Raw genomic sequence first — 18,565 nt, forward strand, 5'->3', positions numbered from 1 at the left:
GGACGACCAGCGGCAGGACGACCAGCGGCTCGGGCCGGAGAGGGGATCCGAAATGGGCGACGAGAACCACCACGACGTAAAACTGGCGTGCGAACGGATCCAACGGCTGTCGGACGATCACTGGCATGTGCTGGACGCGTCCTGCCGTGCCATGGACGACGACGCCTGGGTCGGCCCGGTCGGCCGCCTCTTCAAGGATGAGCTGAACACGCTGCGGAGCGCACTGCGGAGCCAGTTGGCCGAGGCCGTCAAGGAGGCCGACGCGAAGCTTCAGTCGGTGCCGAGGAAGCCATGACCGACCCGACGGCCAACCCCGCCTTCTCCGGTATCAAGCTGCCGACCTTCGACGACCTGGTCAGCAACCACGCGCGGGCCGCCTCCGCGCTCGAACAGCTCGCGCACGACTTATGGGCGGAGTTGAACAAGCTGGGCATCGACACCTCCCCCGCGATGCGGATCCGCATGCTCGCTCAACGCGCCCGCGCCCATATGACTGATCTGCAGAGCCGGCAGCGGCAGGTGCACGCGCTGCGATGGGAGGGCAGCGGCGCCCAGTACTGCACCGTCTCGGGCACGTTCTGGGAGCTGCGGGATCCTTCCCTGCCCACGCCCTCGCCCCGACCCGGTGAGCCGCCTCCCGACCTCGTGCCTCCCGACCTCGCGCATCTCTCCTACGAGCTCCAAAGCGCGAACCTTCTGCCCCGCCGCGGACGCCTGCGTCCGGACGGCACCCCCTTTTCCCGCGAGGAGGACGCGGTCCTGAGCTGGATGGAGGTCCACCGGGAGACCATCCTCCAGGAGGCCCGGAGGTGGAACATCTCCCCCCAGGCGATCGTCGCCGCCATCGGGTGGGAGGCGATCGAGAATCCGCAGCCGTTCCGCCATCCGATCCCCGCCGGCTCAGGATGGGGTAAGATCCACCAGCGCCTCGCCCGGTGGGCCACCGGGCCCGGAAAGGTCCACACTGATTTCCCTCTGGTCAAACAGATCGAGAAGCGGGGCTATCTCCCCCGTCGGAGCCTGGGAGATCGCGAGTCGATCCTCAGCACCGACAAAGGGTCGATCAAGTACATCGCCGCGATCATGGGAGGCTTCGCCGATGTGACGGAACGCGACGGACGTTACAACATCCGCAACGACGTTCCGATGCTCACTCAGCTGTATCAGGGCTCCGACCTGGTCAAGTGGGAAGGGGATCTTCGCCGCAAACCGACCGGTGAGCCGCTTCGGCCGGGGAACGAGATGGCCGTATGGGCGCAGAAGCACCCGGAATTCCTGGCCGCCGCCCTTGAGAAGCAGCCCGGCTCGTTCACCTTCCCGCCGCAACCGTCGCCACAGCCGACTCCCGGGACCAGCCCCACTCCCCCGTGAGCCCTGCCCCGCCCCGCAGCCGCCGGCTGTGGGGCGCAACCCGTGCGGTCGGGCGGGCCCGGTCAGCGCACGGTGCCGTCCGTCCCGCTCCCGTCCTCGCCCGGTCCGCCCGGTGGCGGACCGGTGGCCTACCGGAGGCGCCCGCTCCGGTCGGCGGAAGCGGGTCGAAGGCTTCGAGTGGTTCGGGCAGCCGCCCCGGTTCGCCGACCTGACGCCGGGCGCGCACGAGGACCGCGGTCCTGTTGAACACCGGCTCCCTGTGGGCGGCGCACATCCACATCGTTCGGTAGGCGGCATCGACATCGGACCGTAGGCGGCACCGGGCCGTGAGGCGGCACCGACCGTGGGCGGGGCCCAGGAAGGGCCGGTGCCCAGGTGCGTCGGGCGAGCAGCCGACCCGCCCGCACGATGGCCGACTGTCCGGGACACGCGGCGGGCAACGCCCTGACGAGCCCGGACAGCCGACGGCTGTCCGGGACAGCCGGTTGCCGTTGCCTCGGTCCCCCGGCGGTCGGCAGCCTCTGTGCTGCCCGGCCGGACTCGCCGATGCCGGCGACCTTGCCTCGGCCGGCCCGTCAACACGGCGCCGTACCGGACCGCCGAGGCCGCCACGCGCGGATCACCAGCGGCCACCGATCGACCACCGGTCGGACGTCCGGCTCCCGGTTACACGACCGACGCACGCATGACGGAGGGGAATGATGAAGCATCCGGGGAAGCTCCTCGGTGTCGTGGCGCTGTGTCTGGCCACGGTGCTCACCGGAACCACAGGCGCAGCCGCCGATCCGGGACCCACGCCACCGCCACGTACCAACAGCGCCAACGAGACGATCTATATGGTCAAGGGCTACGACCCTCCGGACCTCGTCGGTGACGACGGCCCCGGTGTGTCCTGCACATCCCGTTGGAACACCGCCGAGAGAGCGATGAAGCGTTGGGGGTGGAAGGGCAGGTTCGTCCAGGTGAAGTTCTACAACCGCGACACACGCTGCGACCTCTCCCTGGTCAGGAGGGCAGGCAACGGAACGTACGACGGCAGCCGCGACCTCCCCCTCATGGAGCTGGGTCGGCGCTTGGCGTGGAAGATCCACAACAGGGATTCCCGGTACGGACGGAGCGTGGATCTCGTAGGCCACTCCATGGGCGGCCTCATCATCCGGGCGGCCCTGACAGGCACCGAACGCCACATGCCCGGCTGGCCGCCCTACATCTACGTCGAGGACGCGGTCACCCTCGGCACCCCGCACCACGGTGCATGGCCCTCGGATCTCCTGTGCTCGGCGATTCCGGTGAACCGCCAATGCGAGGACATGCGCTCCGAATCCGTCTTCATGCGTTGGCTGCACGCCACCGATGTGCCCGGCTCCGCACAGGGCACCGACTGGACTCTCATCGGCTCGGAGGCCGACAGCGACGTCGGTATCGGCAGCACCACCCCTGTCGTCGACGAGGCGCAGCATCTGGTGCGCTACGCCAGTTCCACCGGCATCGGACACAGCGACCTGCGGAAGAAGGCCAACGGCCGGTGGCCCATGCGTTACTCCCAGGACAGCGGACAAACCTGGGTCAGCCTGCGCTACGGGGCGGCACCGCTCCGCGCGACGTTCAACTCCCTCTACTGGGAGTCGAGATGGTGACGCCCCAGCCGTAGCGGCACGATCCGGCGGTGTTCGGGGCGTTCCTGCTCCGGGCACCGCGCAAGCCGTGCCCGAGGGGCGGCCGGCGCGTGCGGGGTGAGCCCGTGGCTCCTGGAAGAGGAGTTGTTCACCGCGACGCAGGCCCATGCCGAACAATTCAGCGACTGCTGTAGTCGTCAAGGTCACGTCACCGGTGACACTCCGGGCGGCACCACTGCGGCGATGGGCAGGAGCGACGATCCTCACGCGAGTTGTGCGAATCCCGCGGTGCCGACCGCCGGTCCGCCCAGACCCGGGCCGGGCCGTGCGGCCGGGGTTCGGAAACCGTGCGGCCGGGGTTCAGCAGCAGACCAGCATGAGGAGGACCAACCTGTGAGGCACACCCTCTTGTCGCGTTTCTTACTCCGCAGAAGCGCGCGGCGGCCATGGGCAATCGCCGCCCTCGCTCCGGTGATGGCCGTGTTGGCGATGCTGCTCGGGCCGAGCACCGCGCACGCCGCCGACGTCCAGATAACCCCCGCCGCCGGCGCCGTCACAGCCAGCACCCACGACGGGAACGAGCCCGGGAACGTCGTGGACGACGACTACGACACCCGTTGGTCGGGCGAGGGGGACGGCGCCTGGCTGCAGTTGGACCTCGGCGCGACGATGACCGTCACCCACATCAAGCTCGCGGTGCACAAGGGCACCACTCGGCAGAATGTCTTCCAGCTCCAGTACTGGGACGGATCGAGCTGGGCCACCGTTCATGACGGCAGGACCAGCGGTACGACGACCGGGCTGGAGTCGTTCGACTTCGACCCCGTTCAGACGTCGAAGGTCCGCTACCTCGGCCACGGCTACACCGGTGAGGGCGAGGGCGACTGGAACAGCCTGACCGAGGTCGAGGTCTGGGGCAGCCCCGGCGACGGTGACGACGATGACGGCGGCGGAACCAAGCTCCCGTCCGACGTCCTCGATCTGAGCAACTGGAAGGTGACGCTCCCCATCGGCGACGACGAGGACCCCACCGAGATCTTCCAGCCCGAGCTCGACACCTACTCCCACGACCCCTTCTTCCTCGTCCCCGACCCCGGGGACGCGGTGCGGTTCCGTGCGCCCGTCAACGGTGTCACCACCGGCGGCTCCAGCAACCCGCGCTCGGAGCTGCGGGAGATGGAGAGCGGCGGCGGGGACGAGATCGAGTGGTCCTCGACCTCCGGCACGCACACCATGACCGTCCGGGAGTCCTTCACCCACCTGCCCGAGGAGAAGCCGGAGGTCGTCGGCGCCCAGATCCACGGCGGCGACGACGATGTCACCGCGCTGCGCCTGGAGGGCTCGAAGCTCTGGATCACGAAGGGCGACACCACCAACCACCACCTGATCACCGACGACTACACGCTCGGCACGGTCTTCGAGATCAAGTACGTGGTGAGCGACGGTGAGATCAAGATCTACTTCAACGGCGAGTTGGAGACCACGATCGACCACTCCGACTCCACCAACTACTTCAAGACCGGCGCCTACACCCAGGCCCACTGCGGGAACTCCTCCCCGTGCAGCGACGACAACTACGGCGAGGTCAAGATCTACGGTCTCGACGTCACGCACGGCGACGACCAGGGGTCCGACCAGACGCAGGCCGCCGTCCGGCACAACTGGGGCGCACCGCTGCCGATCTCGGACGAGTTCGACTACACCGGCCCGGTCGACTCGGCGAAGTGGGCGACGCCCTCGGGTGATTTCGGTGGCACGGAAGGCTGCTGGGAGGGCCACGCCGGAAACGGCCGCCGGTGCGCCAAGAACAGCACCGTGGCGAACGGCATGCTCACCATGCGCGGCGAGGCCAACGGCGACACGGGATGGCTCCGGCAGAAGCGCGACGCCCAGTACGGCCGGTGGGAGATCCGGTCCCGCTCGGAGAACATCGGCTCGAGCGGCGGCCTCTATCACGCGCTGCACCTGATCTGGCCCACCGCAGGCAACCGGCTCGAAAACGGTGAGTACGACTGGGTCGAGTACTCGAACCCCGACGCACAGTGCCTCACGGCCTTCCTGCACTACCCGGAAAGCCCCTCGGACAAGAAGGAACGCCGCGACCTCTGCCCGGTGAACATGAACGAGTGGCACAACTTCGCGTTCGAATGGACACCGGAAGCACTGGTCGGCTACATCGACGGAGCCGAGTGGTTCCGCCTCTCGGGCGGCGCGGACTCCGACCGGGGGAACATCCAGTCGATGCCCTCGGGACACCTCAACATCCAACTCGACAACTTCACCGGCGACGGCGGCCTTCGACCTGCGGTCTTCGAGGTCGACTGGGTCCGCGTCTACGAGTGACGAGCCCGGCGGCCCGCTGAACCCGGCGAACCCGGGTGAAACCGACTGAACCCGGGTGCACTCAGGTGCACCCGGGTGAAGGCCCGCGACATCAACGCCTGTCCCACAGGCAGTCGACGCTGACGTGCCCGGCCGAGGCGACGAGCAGTCGCTTCGGCCGGTGTCGGAATCCGAGACGATTCATCCGGTGACCAGCCCCGCACACAATGTTCGGTCCAGCAACGGGGCGAGCGCCCGGAGAGTCGTATCTCCGGGCGCACACACCTCGAAAGCTCGGCCATGACCGACCGCGCGGGCCGCCAGGCGGCGCCATCAGTAGGCGGAGTCGACGTTGTCCATGGAGCCGTAGCGGTCGGCGGCGTAGTTGCAGGCGGCGACGATGTTGGCGACCGGGTCGGTCAGCTCGTCGGGGGTGCCTTCGACGTGGTAGCGGTCGAAGGTGGGCTGGATCACCTGCAGGAGGCCCTTGGAGGGGGTGCCCTTCTTGGCGTTGATGTCCCAGTCGTTGACCGCGTTGGGGTCACCGGCCGACTCGCGGATGATGTTGCGCTTGATGCCTTCGTAGGAGCCGGGGATGCCGTGCTCCTTCATGATGGCGCGGGCCTCGCGGATCCACCCGTCCAGGTTGTCCGCGTACTCCTTGCCACCAGCCTTCTTCTCGTCCTTCGCGTCGGCCTTCGCGTCGTTGTTCGCCTTGGTGCCGGTCGCCTTGTGCCCGGTCTCGGGCGCGCCGTTCGCCTGGCCCCCGGCGCTGCCCTTGGCCTCGGCCTTGTGCTGCGCCTCGGCGGGCTTGCCCTCGGACTTGGCCACGGGGCGGGGAGCGTGGACGGCGTCGTCGGCCTTGACGACCTGGTCCGTCGTGACCGCGTAGGGGGCGGTCTGGGCGGGCTTGGCCTCGTGCTGGGTGACCGCGTGGGCCGTACCGCTGAGGGTGGCGGTGGCGACACCGGCCGCGCCCAGAACGGCCAGGCCGGTGGACAGCTTGGTGCGACGCAGAGCAATACGCATGCGGGTGGGGATGCCTTTCGCAGGGGACACATCCGGCCGCGTGCGAGGGGGCGGTGCCCGGTCTCGTCGCGACCTGGCACCCACCCTGCGGACCGGCTCCCCGCCCCGACAAGTATGTGACGTACTATCCGGCTTCGCCCGATTCGCCCCAGGCGGCGCGATCCCTACGCCCCACCTGGGGTCACGACAAATCGGACATACTATCTCGCTACGTATGTGATCTAGCTCCTATGGGCACCCTCACAACCGGCGCCCCACCACCTCACCCACAGCCCACTGACCCCTCACCCCCGGCCACTGCCACTGCCACTGGGCGCGCCGTAGGGCGGCACCACGCCGCGCCGCGCCTCGGCGAAGGCGCGCACGCGCACGCTCCCCGCCCGTCCCGTCCCCCTCACGGTTCGAGACCGGCGCCCTCCCAAGGGGTAGGAACGGTGCCGCGGCACCATGCCGCCAGCTCCTGACCGTTCACGCACAGGATTCCGCACTGGTGCGCGTACTCGAGAGCGGGCGCGGTGAAGTCGCTCGTCGTGACGATTGCGGCGATGTCGGCTCCGTGCACGGTGAAGCAGGTCCCCCCGAAACGCTGCATCTCCTGCGAGCCGACCTTGTTCGTTTCGCCGTAACGCTTGCACTGGATGACTATGCGCCGCCCGTCCCGGGTGACCGCGGTGACGTCCGCCCCCAGGTCGCCCGCCCCTCCCACCACCTCCACTTCCCGACAGCCCGCACGGGCGCACAGGCCGGCTACGGCCTGCTCGAAATCGTCGGGGGCGAGCTCGGCGTATCCGGCCACCGGATCGGCGGAAGCGGCACTCTCCTCGTCACCGGGCTCCAGCGGCACTGCGGCGGGCTGCGTCGTTACCGGCCGGGGACGCTCCTCGCGGCGTTCGGTGCCGACCGACGCGGCGTCGGCGAACGGCACCTTTGACGGGGTCCCCCGCAGGGTGGGCAGCTGCGTTTCGCGCGCCACCGTCTCGTCAAGGTTGTCGGACGCGCTCTCGGCCGCTTCCTCCAGTGTTCGGGCAGCCCGCCGGGCACACCTCGCGGCGGAGAAGCGGCGCCACCTGGACCGGAAGGCCCAAGCGGCCGCGATGGCCCCCATCACCAGCACACCGGCCCACAGCGGCCGACGCTCGGCCAGGTCCGCCGCGGTACGCAGCAGAAACGCGAGGACGCACAAGACGACCGCGAGCAGCAGGAAGAACAAGGCGGTCGTGCGCAGATCAAAGCCTCGGTCACGTCCCCTGCGTCGACCAGGGCGCACGGGTGCGGTCATGACTGGCATCCTCCACTGGCAGACGGCAACGAAGATCACTTGGCCACGAGTACCCAAGATCGCCAACTGCGCCCACGGTGACCTGCGGTGCCGAAAGCCGCCACTGGGTGAACGTTGCCGCCCCCACCGTCGGAGTCGACCCGCCACTGACCCCACGGATGTCGATCCCCGGACGCCGAACCGCACGTCTCGGCCACGAACGACCGGACGTCAGGCGGGCGGTGCCGTGATACGGGCCGGGCGGTCGGAGCGGATCGCGGTTTCGCTCACCGGTCCGAGGGGGTGCTTGCCGCTACCGGGCGGGGCGTTGGATGCGAAGTACGTGCTGGTCGTGGCGCATGAGGTAACCGCCGTTGCCGTCGCACCAGTGCTCGTGTACGTACGCCCTCACCTCGTCCCTGCTGGGGCGGGACGATCCTCCGGGCAGGCTGAGGTGGAAGCCGGCGACCGTGACGGCCTCGTCCAGGTCGCGGCTGCGGTACCGGGCGGGCAAGACGTCCAGGGCGATGCCGTCGATCGGGTTGTGGGGAAGGGCGGCGAGTTCCTCGGCCAGTTCCCTCAGATCGAAACGGAGTCCGGTGAAGTGGTGGACCATGCGCATGCAGGCGCCGTCGGGGTTCTGCAGGAGGACGAGCAGCAGACCGCCCGGCGCCAGCCACTCCACGATGCGCGACACCGTCGCCGCCCACTGCGCGCGCGGAACGTAGTACAGGACGTGGGCCAGCAGGGCCAGATCGGCCCGCACCTCGACCCTGGCCTCCAGAACCGGTTCGGCCACCACCTCGGCCTGCGGGCATGCCAGCGCCAGGGCGCGCCGCATCGGCTCGCTCGGCTCGATGCAGACGGTGCGCTCGAAGTACGGGGCGACAGACCGCGTCGTGGTGCCCTCGGCGGCGCCCACGTCCAGCAGCACCCGCCGGGTGGGCAGCTGCTCCACGAGGTCCCGCAGGTAGGCGTGGGTGAGGGTCTTCTCATCCGTTCCGGCGAGGAAGAGGCCGAACGCTTCCCGGTAGGCGTCCTCCTCCGTCCGCAGGTTCCCCGCCTGCGCCGTCTTGTGCCGGTCCATCCCGTGCTCCTCACTGCTGAAGCGGCTCGCCCGTCCCGGAGCCCTGACAACCGAGGGGGAGGGCACTCTCAGCCGCGCCCCTGGCTGCACATCCTCGTCCTGGACATCAACCGTCTTGCGGTACAACACGGCACGCCTGCTCCGTGCGGAAGGTGTGCGACCGGTGCGACCGGCGGCAGATTGCGGCTTCGGTGACCAGGCGAGTGGCGGTCTTGTCGTGAAGGCCGAGTGCCTTCGCGACAACGGGGCCGGGACTTGGAGGATGAGCTGGCGAAGCGCTGAGTCGCAGCGGTGGGCGGCGGGCGCGGCTGTACCGCGGCCATCTCCTCCTCTGGTGGGAAGTCGGGTTTCGACCGTGGGTGGATCACTGGGAGATCATCGCGCTGGAAGCTTCCGGTATGACTTCTTCACGAACATCGGTTGGGGACCCGGCAGCCATCAGGGTCGAGGGGCTGACCAAGCGCTATGGCCGTAGAACAGCTGTCGATGACCTGTCTTTCACGGTCGGGCCCGGAAGGGTGACGGGTTTCTTCGGCCCGAACGGGGCAGGGAAGACCACTGCGCTCAAGGTTGTCGTCGGACTGGCGCGGCCGGCTGCGGGCCGGGCGTTCCTGCGGGGCACGTCGGTCACGACGATCAGGCCCGACGCCCGCTTGCTCGGCGTGCACATCGAACCGTGCGGGGCCCATCCCGGCCGGACCGGTCGGGCGCACCTGCGGTCGCTGGCCGCGCTGGCCGGACTACCCCGCCGCCGGGTCGGTGAAGTCCTGGAACTCGTCGGCCTGGAGGAGGCGGCCCGGCGCAAGGTCGGGAAGTACTCGCTGGGCATGCGGCAGCGACTCGGGCTCGCCGCGGCGCTGCTGGGCGATCCGGAGATCCTGGTGTTGGACGAGCCGGTGAACGGCTTGGACCCGCAGGGCATCCGCTGGTTGCGTAAGCTGCTGCGGGACCGGGCCGCGAGTGGTGGCACAGTCCTGCTGTCCAGCCACATGCTCAGTGAGGCCGCCCAGACCGTCGACGACGTGATCATGATCGATCGGGGCCGACTGGTCCATGAAGGTACGATGCAGGACCTCGAACGGTCCGGGGCGAGCGCGGTCGTCGTACGCACCGCCGAGGCCCAGCGCCTGTCGACGTTGGTGGTTTCGGCCGGTGGCCGCACAAGGCTTGATGACGAGGGCGGCGGGCTGCTGATCGAAGGGCTCGACGCCGCGGAGGTGGCGCGGCTGGCCCACCGCGGCGGCGTCCTGCTGGAGGAAATCGCCCAGCGGACCGCGTCGTTGGAGGACGTGTTCTTCGGTCTCACAGGAGGGGCGGACCGTTGAGCCATCTACTGCGAGGCGAATTGATCAAGGCCGTGACCACCCGGACTTTGCTGGGCTTTGCGGTGGGTGGGGTCGCGTACGCGGTCCTGAACGTTCTGGCGGTCGCGGTATGGGCGGGCACGCTGGACGAGGTGCCCGAGAAGGAGGAGGCCCTGTCGGCGTTGCCGACCCTGCTTCTGCTCTGGGGGCTGGTCGGTACGGCCGGGGAGTATCGGCACCGGACGGCTGCACCGGCGGCTCTGGTGGGCCGCCGTCACCGCGGGTTCGTGCTGTCGGCGAGAATCACCGCATACGCACTGACGGGGCTCCTGCTCGGTACGCTGACGACCATGGTGTCGGTCGGGCTTGCGCTGCCGCTGTTGAGCGACCATCCGGGTCCCGACCTCACCTCGGGAGACGTCGGTGCCGTCGTGGCGGGCAACCTCGTGGCGTTCGTCCTGTCGGCGATCCTGGGTGCCGCCCTCGGCGCTCTGATCCGTAGCCCGGTCCTGGGGGTGGTCGTCCTGCTGATCGTGAACTTCGCCGTGATCCCGCTGCTGTCCGGGGTGTCGGAGTCGATGGCCAACCTCACGCCGTTCGGCGCGGCCGGCGTGCTGAGCCGGATGACCCACTACACGACCCTGTCGGTCGTCGAGGCCGGATGGGTACTGGCCGCCTGGACGGCCGCGGTCGCGCTCGTCGCGGTCGTTGTCGAGCGACGGCGCGATCTGGCGTGAACCGGTTCCTGCAGCGTGCCCGAGCGGCGTGCGACCCGCTGGTCGCGCGCCGCTCGGCGCTCTTCGACCTCCTGCTGGCCATGGTCACGACCGGCGTGGAACTCGGGGTGTTCTTCGACAGCAACACCCGGGTCGGCGTTCTCCCGGTCGTGGTGACGGTGCTCGCCGGCTCCACTCTGCTCGGCCGCCGCCGCGCACCGTTGACGGTGCTCGCCGCAGCCTGTGCGGGTGCCGCCGCGCTCATCTGGCTCGGCTACGCGCCGGGCGGTGGCCCCGCCGTGGTCGCCCTCGCCTCACTCGCCGACCTGCGCGACCGCAGAGTCTCGGTGGCAGCACTCGTCCCGACGATGCTGTACCTGGGGCTGGCGAGCATCTGCTCACCGCCCGTCACGATCGGCGCGTGGGCCCTCGGTTCGTATCTGCAGACCCGGCGGCGCTACACCCGGGCGCTGGAGGACCGGGCGGCCACTTTGGAACGCGAGCGTGACCAGCTCGACCAGCTCGCGGCACAGCGGGAGCGCACCGCGGTCGCCCGCGAACTCCACGACATCGTCGCCCATTCGGTCACCGTCATGCTGATCGGCGTGCGCGGCGCCCGGGACGTCCTGCCGACCGAGCCCCGGGTCGCGGCTGAGACCCTGGAACGGGTCGAGGCCAGCGCGGAGCAGAGCCTGGCCGAGCTCCGCCGGATCCTCGGCCTGCTGCGCACGCCGGACAACAGCACGCAGTGGCGACCGCCACCCTCGCTCGACCAGCTCACCGAGTTGGTCGCCGAGTACCGGGGCGCCGGGATGCCTGTGCGGCTCGAGGTCACCGGCGAAGCCCGGCCGCTGGCCGACGGCCTCGAACTGTCGGCCTACCGGATCGTTGAGGAGGCGCTGACCAATGTGCTCAAGCACAGCGATCCCACCCAGGTCACGGTGACGCTCGGCTACGGTCCGACGCGGTTGGACCTCACGGTCGAAGACGACGGCGGCGGCGGTGACCCGGCCCCGTCGTCCGGCGGGCACGGCATACGCGGAATGCGGGAGCGTGCGGCGGTGGCAGGCGGCAGCCTGGACACCCGCCGGACCGTCGACGGCTTCCTGGTGGCCGCCCGGCTCCCGGTCGGGGGCGCGGTATGACCATCCGCGTTCTGATCGTCGACGACCAGGAGCTGATCCGCACCGGCTTCCGGCTGTTCCTGCAGACGCAGGACGACATCGAGGTCGCCGGCGAAGCCGCCGACGGCCACGAGGCACTGGCCCAGGCCGCTGCCCTCGCCCCCGACGTGGTCCTGATGGACATCCGGATGCCGCGCATGGACGGTGTCGAGGCCACCTCCCGGCTGACCGCCGCCGGATCCTCGCCCCGGGTGCTGATCCTGACGACCTATGACCTGGACGAGTACGTCTTCGGCGCACTGCGGGCAGGCGCGTCGGGTTTCCTGCTCAAGGACGCCTCACGCGACCGCCTGCTGGAGGCGATCCACGTCGTGCACGACGGTGAGGCGCTGCTGTCGCCGTCGATCACCCGCAGGATGATCGAGGACTACGCCTCCCGCGCCCAACCGCTCCGGCCCACTTCCGAGCTGATGAACGGTCTCACCCCCCGGGAACGGGAAACCCTCCTGCTGGTGGCCAGAGGGCTGTCGAACCCGGAGATCGCCGCGCGCCTGGTCGTGACCGAGGCGACGGTGAAGAGCCACATCGGCAGCATGTTCGCCAAGCTCCAGCTGCGTGACCGCGCCCAAGCTGTGGTATTCGCCTACGAGAACGGCCTCGTCCTCCCGGGCAGCTCAGGCTGAGCCCGGGCTGTTCCGGCAGACGGCCCTGCCAACTATGGGCGGCGCCCCAGGTAGGCGGCCAGCCGGGTGTAGACGTCGGCGTCGTCGGGCACCGGTACGACCGGGCTGAACGGGCCGCCCTGCTCGCTGCGGGCCTCTGGCGGCGCAAACTTGGAGAATGCCTCAAGCGCCTGCCCGGCCAGCTCGGGGTCGAGTTCGGCGAGCCGCCGGGTGGCATACGCGAGGTCCCAGGAATGAACCGTGAACTCGTGGGTGTAGGCCTCCAGAACATCCCGGCCGGGCAGCGTGGCCCACGGCAGCTCCACCATGCGGTCGAGCTGCCCGTCATCAGCCCACACCCGCTCGACCTCGCCACGAGCCCGGGCGAATGCGCTTGCCCAGCCGTCATCGGCCACGCCGTCGATCACATCCGGTACGCCACGCGCATCGCCTCCGGTACCGACACGGGCGAGCTTGTGCAGCACGGAGACCACATGTCCGAGCAGCGCGCGAACGTCGTAATCGGCGCAGGGAGTGCGGCCCGTGAGCTCGTCGGGCCTTACCGCCGCGACCTGTTTCCCGGCTTGGTCAAGCGCTCTGACGAAGGTCGGACGCGGGTCATGGGCCGGCTCAGTTGTCATGATCGGGAGGCTACAAGGACGCACTGACAGGCCGGGCAGCGGTAGTGAGCAGTCCTGCTGGCGGTCCGTATACCCACCATCTGCCGCACGTTCCAACGCGCACAGGAGGCAGGTGTCCAACCGGGCCCGTCTCCCGCCTCCTCGGAACACGGGTTCTGCTCGTCATCGCGTCCCGAAGCCAACCCATTGCCACACACGAAAATCCCCGCGATCACCCCCCACGAAATTCACGCGCCCGGACCCGATTGACGACGTTCTGGCGAAGTTGAATGCGCGATGTCGGTATGACCGCTTGAGGTGGCGGAGGAGCGCCCGGATTGGCGGGGTCGAGTGCTTCAGTTGGCGGGTTCCGGGGGGAGGTGGTGAGAGAGGTTGGCCAGTCCGCGGATTTCGGTGGCGATGCTGCCCCACGCGCAACCAGGAAGTTCGTGACCGACTTCGGGCAGGATGAGCAGGCGCGAGTCACGGATCCGGGACGCGATCTTCTTTCCCGCACCGGGCTTGATGAGGGGGTCGTCCGCTCCGTGGAGTACCAGTGTGGGCCGGGTGATGGCGCTGATCGGCGGCCCGTGCCATTGGGCGCCGATCTGTCGGCTCTGCGCCTGCTGGTCGTGCACGCCGCTGTCGGCGTTGCGCTCGGCGGCTTCTCGTGCGGCTGCCTCGTCGAAGGGGCGGTTCGGCGAGGCGAGGAGACGGGAGACGGCGATACCGGCCGCGACCGCCCCTTCGGGCGTGTAGGGAAACTTCAGGCGGGCGAACTTCGCCAGGGTCCGCATCCGAATGTAGCGCATGGTCCGCAGCCCTGAGACGTCTCCGGGGACGGCGGCCATGGAGGTGAGTGTGCGGACGCGGTCCGGGTACCTCAGTGCCACGCGCTGTGCGACGGCACCACCGAGGGAGACGCCCAGCAGGTGGGCCGACCGCCACCCTAGGGAACCCATGACTGCGACGGCGTCATCGGCCATGTCCTCGGCCGTGTATGCCTGGCCGCGCTTGGCGAACAGCGCGGAGACGGGGCTGCGGGTGGTGGTGGGCGGCAGGTGGGTCGACTCTCCGCCGTCGCGCTGGTCGTACCGGGCCACCGCGAAGCCCTGCGCGGCCAGCATCCGGCACAGTCCGTCCGGAATCCACAGCCGATTGACGCCCAGACCGGTGACGAGCAGCAGCGGCTCACCGTCGGCCCTTTCGGCCAGTGAGTCGAAAGCCAGCCGCACCGCACCGTTCTCGGCCCAGCGGACCGGACTCCACAGACGCGTCGGTGACGAGGACATAAGAACCTCCCATAACTGCGATCACTGTTCGCAGTTTCTAGACTAAGGGATGCGCCATGGAACGGAGAAGGCAGGTGGACGAGTGGCCCAGGAACCCGTGACCGTCTGGGCACGGCCGGAGCGCGGCACCCGCGGGCCCGCGGCCGTGCACAGCCGCGCGGAGCTGACCGCTGTCGCCGTCGAACTGGCGGACCGGAGCGGCCTGTCGGCAGTGTCGATGCGTCAGGTGGCCAAGGCGCTGGGCGTCGGCCAGGCATCCCTCTACCGCTACATCTCTGGCCGTGAGGACCTGCTTGACCTGATGACGGACTCGGCGGCGGGAGAGATCGACCTCGACGTCCCGCTCAGCGGTGATCCCGTTGCGGACCTGGCTGCCCTGGCAGCCCGGACCAGGACCGTCCACCTGCGGCACCACTGGCTGTCCGAGATCCCGCCGGAACCTCTCCGGCTCGGCCCGCGAAGCCTGGACTACCTGGAATACGCGCTGCGGGCGATGGCGGCCGTCCCTCTGCCGGGTCAGACCAAGATGGAGATCGTCGCCCTGATGAACGCCCTGATTTCGCAGTTCGCCCGAGCAGAACTCCAGGTCAGCCACGCGAACACCGATCGCCAGGCGGCGCAGGCCGCCTATCTGAGCGAAACGGCCGCCAAAGGAGATCACCCGCATGTCGCGGCCGCCATGGCCGATCACACCGAAGCAGGACCGGCAGAGAGCCCACATGCGCTGTTCGAGAGAGCGATGCACCGGGTACTCACCGGCCTCGTCGCGCCCAGCTCCTCCTGATGAGCACTCCAGTTGGCGCATTTCGAGGACCGCGCGGCGCTGCTGCGCGCGGGGAATCCAACCGTGCTGGATCGGTTCTGGATTTGAGAGCGCCTATCGTGGTTTCCGCAGTCGGCAGCTCTGTGCCCCGGGGGGAGTTCAGGGCAGGGCAGACTGCATGATGTCGCGACAGCGGTCCACGCTTCGGGGCCACGGCATGTGCCGCAGCCCGAAACGTTCACCTTGTCCCGACGCAGTCCGAATCGGTGGTCGAGCCCTCGACATGTGCAACTGGATCTCGCCCACGACCGGCCAAGCCCAGAACCACGGTAGAGCCCGGCATCGATAGCCCGTCCTTGGCCCAGGGGGTACCGCACGCATCTGGTGATACCGCAGCGGATCCACGAGCTGTCCGGCATCACCGAGTTCGACCTCAGCAACACATCGAGGGTTGTCGATCCCGCTGCCCTGGACCGGACACGAGCTGAGCGTTCGGTTCCATGTGGGGGGTCGTCACCGTGGTTCGTTCATCCGGGGAAGGCGATCGTACTCATCAGCGCGTTGGCCTCCTGCCGGGAGTCGAGCCGAGTGTGCTGGACGACGATGGGAACGTCGCTGGTGACGAGGAGGCAGTAGTCGGTGCCGACGGGGATGTGTTCCGGCCCGTCGAGGTCGTTGATGCGCTGGTGGAAGGCGCGCCGGGGGGCGATGGCGAGGACGAAGGGGCCCGCGGGCTCGCGGTCGGTGAAATAGACGTACACCTCGACACGCGCCCGGGTGTCCCCCGCGTTGAGCATGCAGATGCTGTCGTGACTGGTCATCTCAGGCTCGGGCCCACAGCTGCGCGGCGGAATGTAGCCGTCGGCGATGACCCAGGCGGTGGCTCCGATGCCGGTGGGACAGGGGTTCATGGAAGGTTCCCTTTCGAATGCGATCTGCGCTTCGGTGGAAAGTCGACTGCTGGTCGGGGTCAGAAGTCGTTGGCCCCCCGGGCGGTGAGCCCGCCGTCGACATGCAGGTGGCTGCCGGTGACGTAGCTGGACTTGGGTCCGAGCAGCCAGTCGATGGCCTCGGCGATCTCCTCGGGCCGCGCGAGCCGGCCGAGAGGGATCTGCGTCCGTGCGCGGGAGGCGGCATCGTCGTGCTCGTCCGTGGTGACGTCGAGCAGCGGTGTCGCGGTGGCACCGGGGACGACGCCATTGACGCGGATGCCGCATCCCGCGTAGTCGACGGCGAGGGCTTTGACCATGGCGGAGACGCCGCCCTTGGAGCTTCCGTACGCGCTGTTGGCGCCTCCGGCGAACCCCACGAAAGCCGAGGGGGACGAGACACAGACGATCGCGCCGGGGAGCCCGTGCTCCAGAAGAAGCCGGATGGCCTCGCGGCAGGTCAGAAAGGTGCCGGTGAGGTTGACGTCGATGACGCCTGCCCATTCCGCGAGCGTGGTCTCATGTGCCTTCCGGGAGATTTCGACACCCGCGTTGGCGACGATGCGGGTGGGAACACCGAGGGAGGTGCGGCACTGGGCGTAGGCCTCGGAGACGGCTGCTTCCTGGCAGATGTCGGCGGCGACAGCCAGCGTGTGGGGCGCGCCGCGCTCCTCTGCCTCCCCGGCGACCGCCTCCACACGGGCACGGTCCCGGTCCAGCAGGGCGAGGGGGTGTCCGAGCGATGCCTGCTGGAGTGCGACGGCACGCCCGATGCCGGATCCCGCGCCGGTGATGAAGGTGATGTCGTCGTGCATCGTGCTCGTCCTTCGGATGTCGTGTTTTGGAGAGTGCTTTTTCCGGGGATTGCTTTGTTTCCTGGGCCCGGTGCCAGCGGTTCACAGCGGGGCAGTTGTGGCATCGCGCTCAGATGCCTGCGTCACTGGTGCCTCGCTCATGTCCTCGAGTTCGCGGTTCATGGTTTCTCGTACGCCGAAGCGGATCAGCAGCCAGGAGAGCAATGCCATGACCGCGTACAGCGCGTAGCTTCCGGGCAAGGAGAGCTCGCGCAGCGTCGGGAAGGAGAGGTTGACCGCCACGCCGGAGATCCAGTTGACCGATGCGGCCAGCGCGAGCGCCGGGCCCCGAATGGCGTTGGGGAACATCTCTCCCAGCAGCACCCACACCACCGGGCCCCAGGAGACGGCGAAGCACACCACGAAGACGTTCGCGCCGATCAGGGTCAGCGGTCCCCATGCTCCCGGTAGTTCCACTCCGTCGCCGACCGGGACGGACCTGGAGAACCCGATGCTCATCAGGACGAGGCTGACTGCCATACCGGTCGAGCCGGCGAGCAGCAGACGGCGGCGGCCGATCCGGTCGATGAGCACGATCGCGATGACCGTCGAGACCACATTGATCAGCGAACTCAGAACGGACAGTCCGAAGGACGCGGACTCGCCGAACCCGACCGACTTCCACAGCGAAGTGGAGTAGTAGAAGATCACGTCGATGCCGACCAGTGCCTGAAGGGCGGCGATGCCGACGCCGGCCCAAACGATGCGGAGCAGTCCGGTACGACGGCAGAGCAGGTCCCGGAATCGGGGGCGGTGTTCACCGGGGGCGGTGGCACCCATGCGCTCCACGTCCCGTTCGGCCTGGCCGCGGGGGACCGCGTGCAGGTCGGCCAGGACGCGCACGGCATCGTCCCGGCGGCCGCGGGCGGCCAGGTAGCGCGGGGACTCCGGTATCCGCAGGGAGCAGATTCCGTAGCCGAGCGCCGGGATCGCCCCGACGATGAACATCCACCGCCATGCCGGGAGGCTGAGGAACGTCTGTGCGTCCGCTCCGCCGAGCAGCGCCGCGATGAGGGAGTCGGAGAGCAGAGCGGCGAAGATGCCCAGGACGATGGCCATCTGCTGGAGCGAGGCCAGCCGGCCGCGGGCGGAGGCCGGCGAGACCTCGGAGATGTAGAGCGGGCCGAGCACCGTCGCGTATCCGACGGCGACGCCCGTCAGCAGACGCCATGCCACCATGGTCCAGAAGGTCGACGCTGTTCCGCAGCCGACGGACGAGGCCGCGAAGATGATCGCGGCGATCCCCATGACCCGCGGCCGTCCGATGCGGTCCGCCATCCATCCGGCCAGCAGCGCCCCGGCCGCGGCACCGAGCAGAGTGATTGCGACGACGGTGCCCAGGCCTATCGAGTCGAGGCCGAAGTTCTCCTCGATGGCGTCGACGGCTCCGTTGATGACGGCGGTGTCGAAACCGAAGAGGAATCCACCGACAGCTCCCACGACGGAGACCAGAACCACCCGGCGAGGCGGCTTGTCGGATCTGGGGACGGCAGAAGGCCCGACCAGGTCGGCTCCGGACATGCGGTTTCCTCACTTCGTGGTTGGACAAGGCACCCGGGGCGGGACCCGGCCTGCGGAGTTGGAGCGCGGAGGGGTGCCGCCCACGGGCTTCGGCGGG

The 18,565-nt window shown here is 69.1% G+C and carries 17 protein-coding genes; 9 read left to right on the forward strand and 8 right to left on the reverse strand.

Annotation, left to right across the window (positions count from 1 at the left end):
- Positions 1–52: 52 nt before the first annotated feature.
- The 4 genes from JW613_RS03325 (at position 53) to JW613_RS03340 (ending at position 5,330) form a co-directional block, all read left to right on the forward strand.
- Positions 53–295 (forward strand): hypothetical protein, encoded by a 243-nt coding sequence (locus tag JW613_RS03325; protein ID WP_209209141.1) that lies wholly within the window; start codon positions 53–55, stop codon positions 293–295.
- Positions 292–1,371, forward strand: a complete 1,080-nt coding sequence (locus tag JW613_RS03330) for a hypothetical protein (RefSeq protein WP_209209142.1) — start codon at positions 292–294, stop codon at positions 1,369–1,371. The genes JW613_RS03325 and JW613_RS03330 overlap by 4 nt, the downstream gene beginning before the upstream one ends.
- A gap of 698 nt (positions 1,372–2,069) precedes the next feature.
- The gene (locus JW613_RS03335; protein ID WP_209209143.1) at positions 2,070–3,008 is read left to right on the forward strand and encodes an esterase/lipase family protein; all 939 of its coding nucleotides are present in this window, start codon (positions 2,070–2,072) and stop codon (positions 3,006–3,008) included.
- Positions 3,009–3,461: 453 nt separating this feature from the next.
- A complete protein-coding gene (locus tag JW613_RS03340) occupies positions 3,462–5,330 on the forward strand; it encodes a polysaccharide lyase family 7 protein (protein ID WP_245224812.1) in 1,869 nt (622 codons plus the stop codon).
- 312 nt (positions 5,331–5,642) lie between these two features.
- Here JW613_RS03340 and JW613_RS03345 read toward each other — a convergent pair whose 3' ends face one another.
- From JW613_RS03345 to JW613_RS03355, 3 genes are all read right to left on the reverse strand, one after another.
- Positions 5,643–6,338, reverse strand: coding sequence for a transglycosylase SLT domain-containing protein (locus tag JW613_RS03345; RefSeq protein WP_209209144.1), 696 nt, complete (start codon positions 6,336–6,338; stop codon positions 5,643–5,645).
- A 394-nt stretch (positions 6,339–6,732) separates the two neighbouring features.
- Positions 6,733–7,617: a restriction endonuclease gene (locus JW613_RS03350; protein WP_209209145.1), complete on the reverse strand. Its 885-nt coding sequence runs from the start codon at positions 7,615–7,617 to the stop codon at positions 6,733–6,735.
- A gap of 292 nt (positions 7,618–7,909) precedes the next feature.
- A complete protein-coding gene (locus JW613_RS03355; protein ID WP_209209146.1) occupies positions 7,910–8,683 on the reverse strand; it encodes a class I SAM-dependent methyltransferase in 774 nt (257 codons plus the stop codon).
- Positions 8,684–9,081: 398 nt separating this feature from the next.
- On the opposite strand from JW613_RS03355, the gene JW613_RS03360 reads away from it, so the two are divergent.
- From JW613_RS03360 to JW613_RS03375, 4 genes are read left to right on the forward strand one after another with little or no spacing between them, the layout of a single operon-like run.
- Entirely contained in the window at positions 9,082–10,008 is a 927-nt protein-coding gene (locus tag JW613_RS03360) for an ABC transporter ATP-binding protein (protein WP_209209243.1), read from the forward strand.
- Positions 10,009–10,028: 20 nt separating this feature from the next.
- Positions 10,029–10,724 (forward strand): ABC transporter permease, encoded by a 696-nt coding sequence (locus JW613_RS03365; RefSeq protein WP_245224813.1) that lies wholly within the window; start codon positions 10,029–10,031, stop codon positions 10,722–10,724.
- Positions 10,721–11,848, forward strand: a complete 1,128-nt coding sequence (locus tag JW613_RS03370) for a sensor histidine kinase (protein WP_307865769.1) — start codon at positions 10,721–10,723, stop codon at positions 11,846–11,848. Before JW613_RS03365 ends, JW613_RS03370 begins: the two co-directional genes overlap by 4 nt.
- On the forward strand, positions 11,845–12,510 hold the full coding sequence (locus JW613_RS03375) for a response regulator (RefSeq protein WP_209209149.1): 666 nt from the start codon (positions 11,845–11,847) through the stop codon (positions 12,508–12,510). The genes JW613_RS03370 and JW613_RS03375 overlap by 4 nt, the downstream gene beginning before the upstream one ends.
- A 32-nt stretch (positions 12,511–12,542) precedes the next feature.
- Here JW613_RS03375 and JW613_RS03380 read toward each other — a convergent pair whose 3' ends face one another.
- Together JW613_RS03380 and JW613_RS03385 are read right to left on the reverse strand one after the other, a co-directional pair.
- Complete coding sequence (locus JW613_RS03380; protein WP_209209150.1) at positions 12,543–13,130, reverse strand: TIGR03086 family metal-binding protein; 588 nt, start codon at positions 13,128–13,130, stop codon at positions 12,543–12,545.
- Between the two features lie 335 nt (positions 13,131–13,465).
- Positions 13,466–14,401 (reverse strand): alpha/beta fold hydrolase, encoded by a 936-nt coding sequence (locus tag JW613_RS03385; protein WP_209209151.1) that lies wholly within the window; start codon positions 14,399–14,401, stop codon positions 13,466–13,468.
- 49 nt (positions 14,402–14,450) lie between these two features.
- Between JW613_RS03385 and JW613_RS03390 the strand changes: the two genes are divergently transcribed.
- A complete protein-coding gene (locus JW613_RS03390; protein WP_209209152.1) occupies positions 14,451–15,185 on the forward strand; it encodes a TetR/AcrR family transcriptional regulator in 735 nt (244 codons plus the stop codon).
- Between the two features lie 506 nt (positions 15,186–15,691).
- Here the strand turns inward: JW613_RS03390 and JW613_RS03395 are convergent.
- The 3 genes from JW613_RS03395 to JW613_RS03405 form a co-directional block, all read right to left on the reverse strand.
- Positions 15,692–16,075, reverse strand: coding sequence for a sensory rhodopsin transducer (locus JW613_RS03395; RefSeq protein WP_209209153.1), 384 nt, complete (start codon positions 16,073–16,075; stop codon positions 15,692–15,694).
- Positions 16,076–16,134: 59 nt separating this feature from the next.
- Entirely contained in the window at positions 16,135–16,908 is a 774-nt protein-coding gene (locus JW613_RS03400; protein WP_209209154.1) for an SDR family NAD(P)-dependent oxidoreductase, read from the reverse strand.
- A gap of 81 nt (positions 16,909–16,989) precedes the next feature.
- On the reverse strand, positions 16,990–18,468 hold the full coding sequence (locus JW613_RS03405; protein ID WP_209209155.1) for a sugar porter family MFS transporter: 1,479 nt from the start codon (positions 18,466–18,468) through the stop codon (positions 16,990–16,992).
- Positions 18,469–18,565: the final 97 nt, after the last annotated feature.

It is taken from the genome of Streptomyces smyrnaeus (genome assembly GCF_017676345.1).
Taxonomy (GTDB): domain Bacteria; phylum Actinomycetota; class Actinomycetes; order Streptomycetales; family Streptomycetaceae; genus Streptomyces; species Streptomyces smyrnaeus.

What these genes read in the sequence shown, in the direction of transcription:
- JW613_RS03325 (WP_209209141.1), top strand. Translation starts at nt 53, where the DNA reads ATGGGCGACGAGAACCACCACGACGTAAAACTGGCGTGCGAACGGATC.
- JW613_RS03330 (WP_209209142.1), top strand. Translation starts at nt 292, where the DNA reads ATGACCGACCCGACGGCCAACCCCGCCTTCTCCGGTATCAAGCTGCCG.
- JW613_RS03335 (WP_209209143.1), top strand. Translation starts at nt 2,070, where the DNA reads ATGATGAAGCATCCGGGGAAGCTCCTCGGTGTCGTGGCGCTGTGTCTG.
- JW613_RS03340 (WP_245224812.1), top strand. Translation starts at nt 3,462, where the DNA reads ATGGCCGTGTTGGCGATGCTGCTCGGGCCGAGCACCGCGCACGCCGCC.
- JW613_RS03345 (WP_209209144.1), bottom strand. Translation starts at nt 6,338, where the DNA reads ATGCGTATTGCTCTGCGTCGCACCAAGCTGTCCACCGGCCTGGCCGTT.
- JW613_RS03350 (WP_209209145.1), bottom strand. Translation starts at nt 7,617, where the DNA reads ATGACCGCACCCGTGCGCCCTGGTCGACGCAGGGGACGTGACCGAGGC.
- JW613_RS03355 (WP_209209146.1), bottom strand. Translation starts at nt 8,683, where the DNA reads ATGGACCGGCACAAGACGGCGCAGGCGGGGAACCTGCGGACGGAGGAG.
- JW613_RS03360 (WP_209209243.1), top strand. Translation starts at nt 9,082, where the DNA reads ATGACTTCTTCACGAACATCGGTTGGGGACCCGGCAGCCATCAGGGTC.
- JW613_RS03375 (WP_209209149.1), top strand. Translation starts at nt 11,845, where the DNA reads ATGACCATCCGCGTTCTGATCGTCGACGACCAGGAGCTGATCCGCACC.
- JW613_RS03380 (WP_209209150.1), bottom strand. Translation starts at nt 13,130, where the DNA reads ATGACAACTGAGCCGGCCCATGACCCGCGTCCGACCTTCGTCAGAGCG.
- JW613_RS03385 (WP_209209151.1), bottom strand. Translation starts at nt 14,401, where the DNA reads ATGTCCTCGTCACCGACGCGTCTGTGGAGTCCGGTCCGCTGGGCCGAG.
- JW613_RS03390 (WP_209209152.1), top strand. Translation starts at nt 14,451, where the DNA reads ATGCGCCATGGAACGGAGAAGGCAGGTGGACGAGTGGCCCAGGAACCC.
- JW613_RS03395 (WP_209209153.1), bottom strand. Translation starts at nt 16,075, where the DNA reads ATGAACCCCTGTCCCACCGGCATCGGAGCCACCGCCTGGGTCATCGCC.
- JW613_RS03400 (WP_209209154.1), bottom strand. Translation starts at nt 16,908, where the DNA reads ATGCACGACGACATCACCTTCATCACCGGCGCGGGATCCGGCATCGGG.
- JW613_RS03405 (WP_209209155.1), bottom strand. Translation starts at nt 18,468, where the DNA reads ATGTCCGGAGCCGACCTGGTCGGGCCTTCTGCCGTCCCCAGATCCGAC.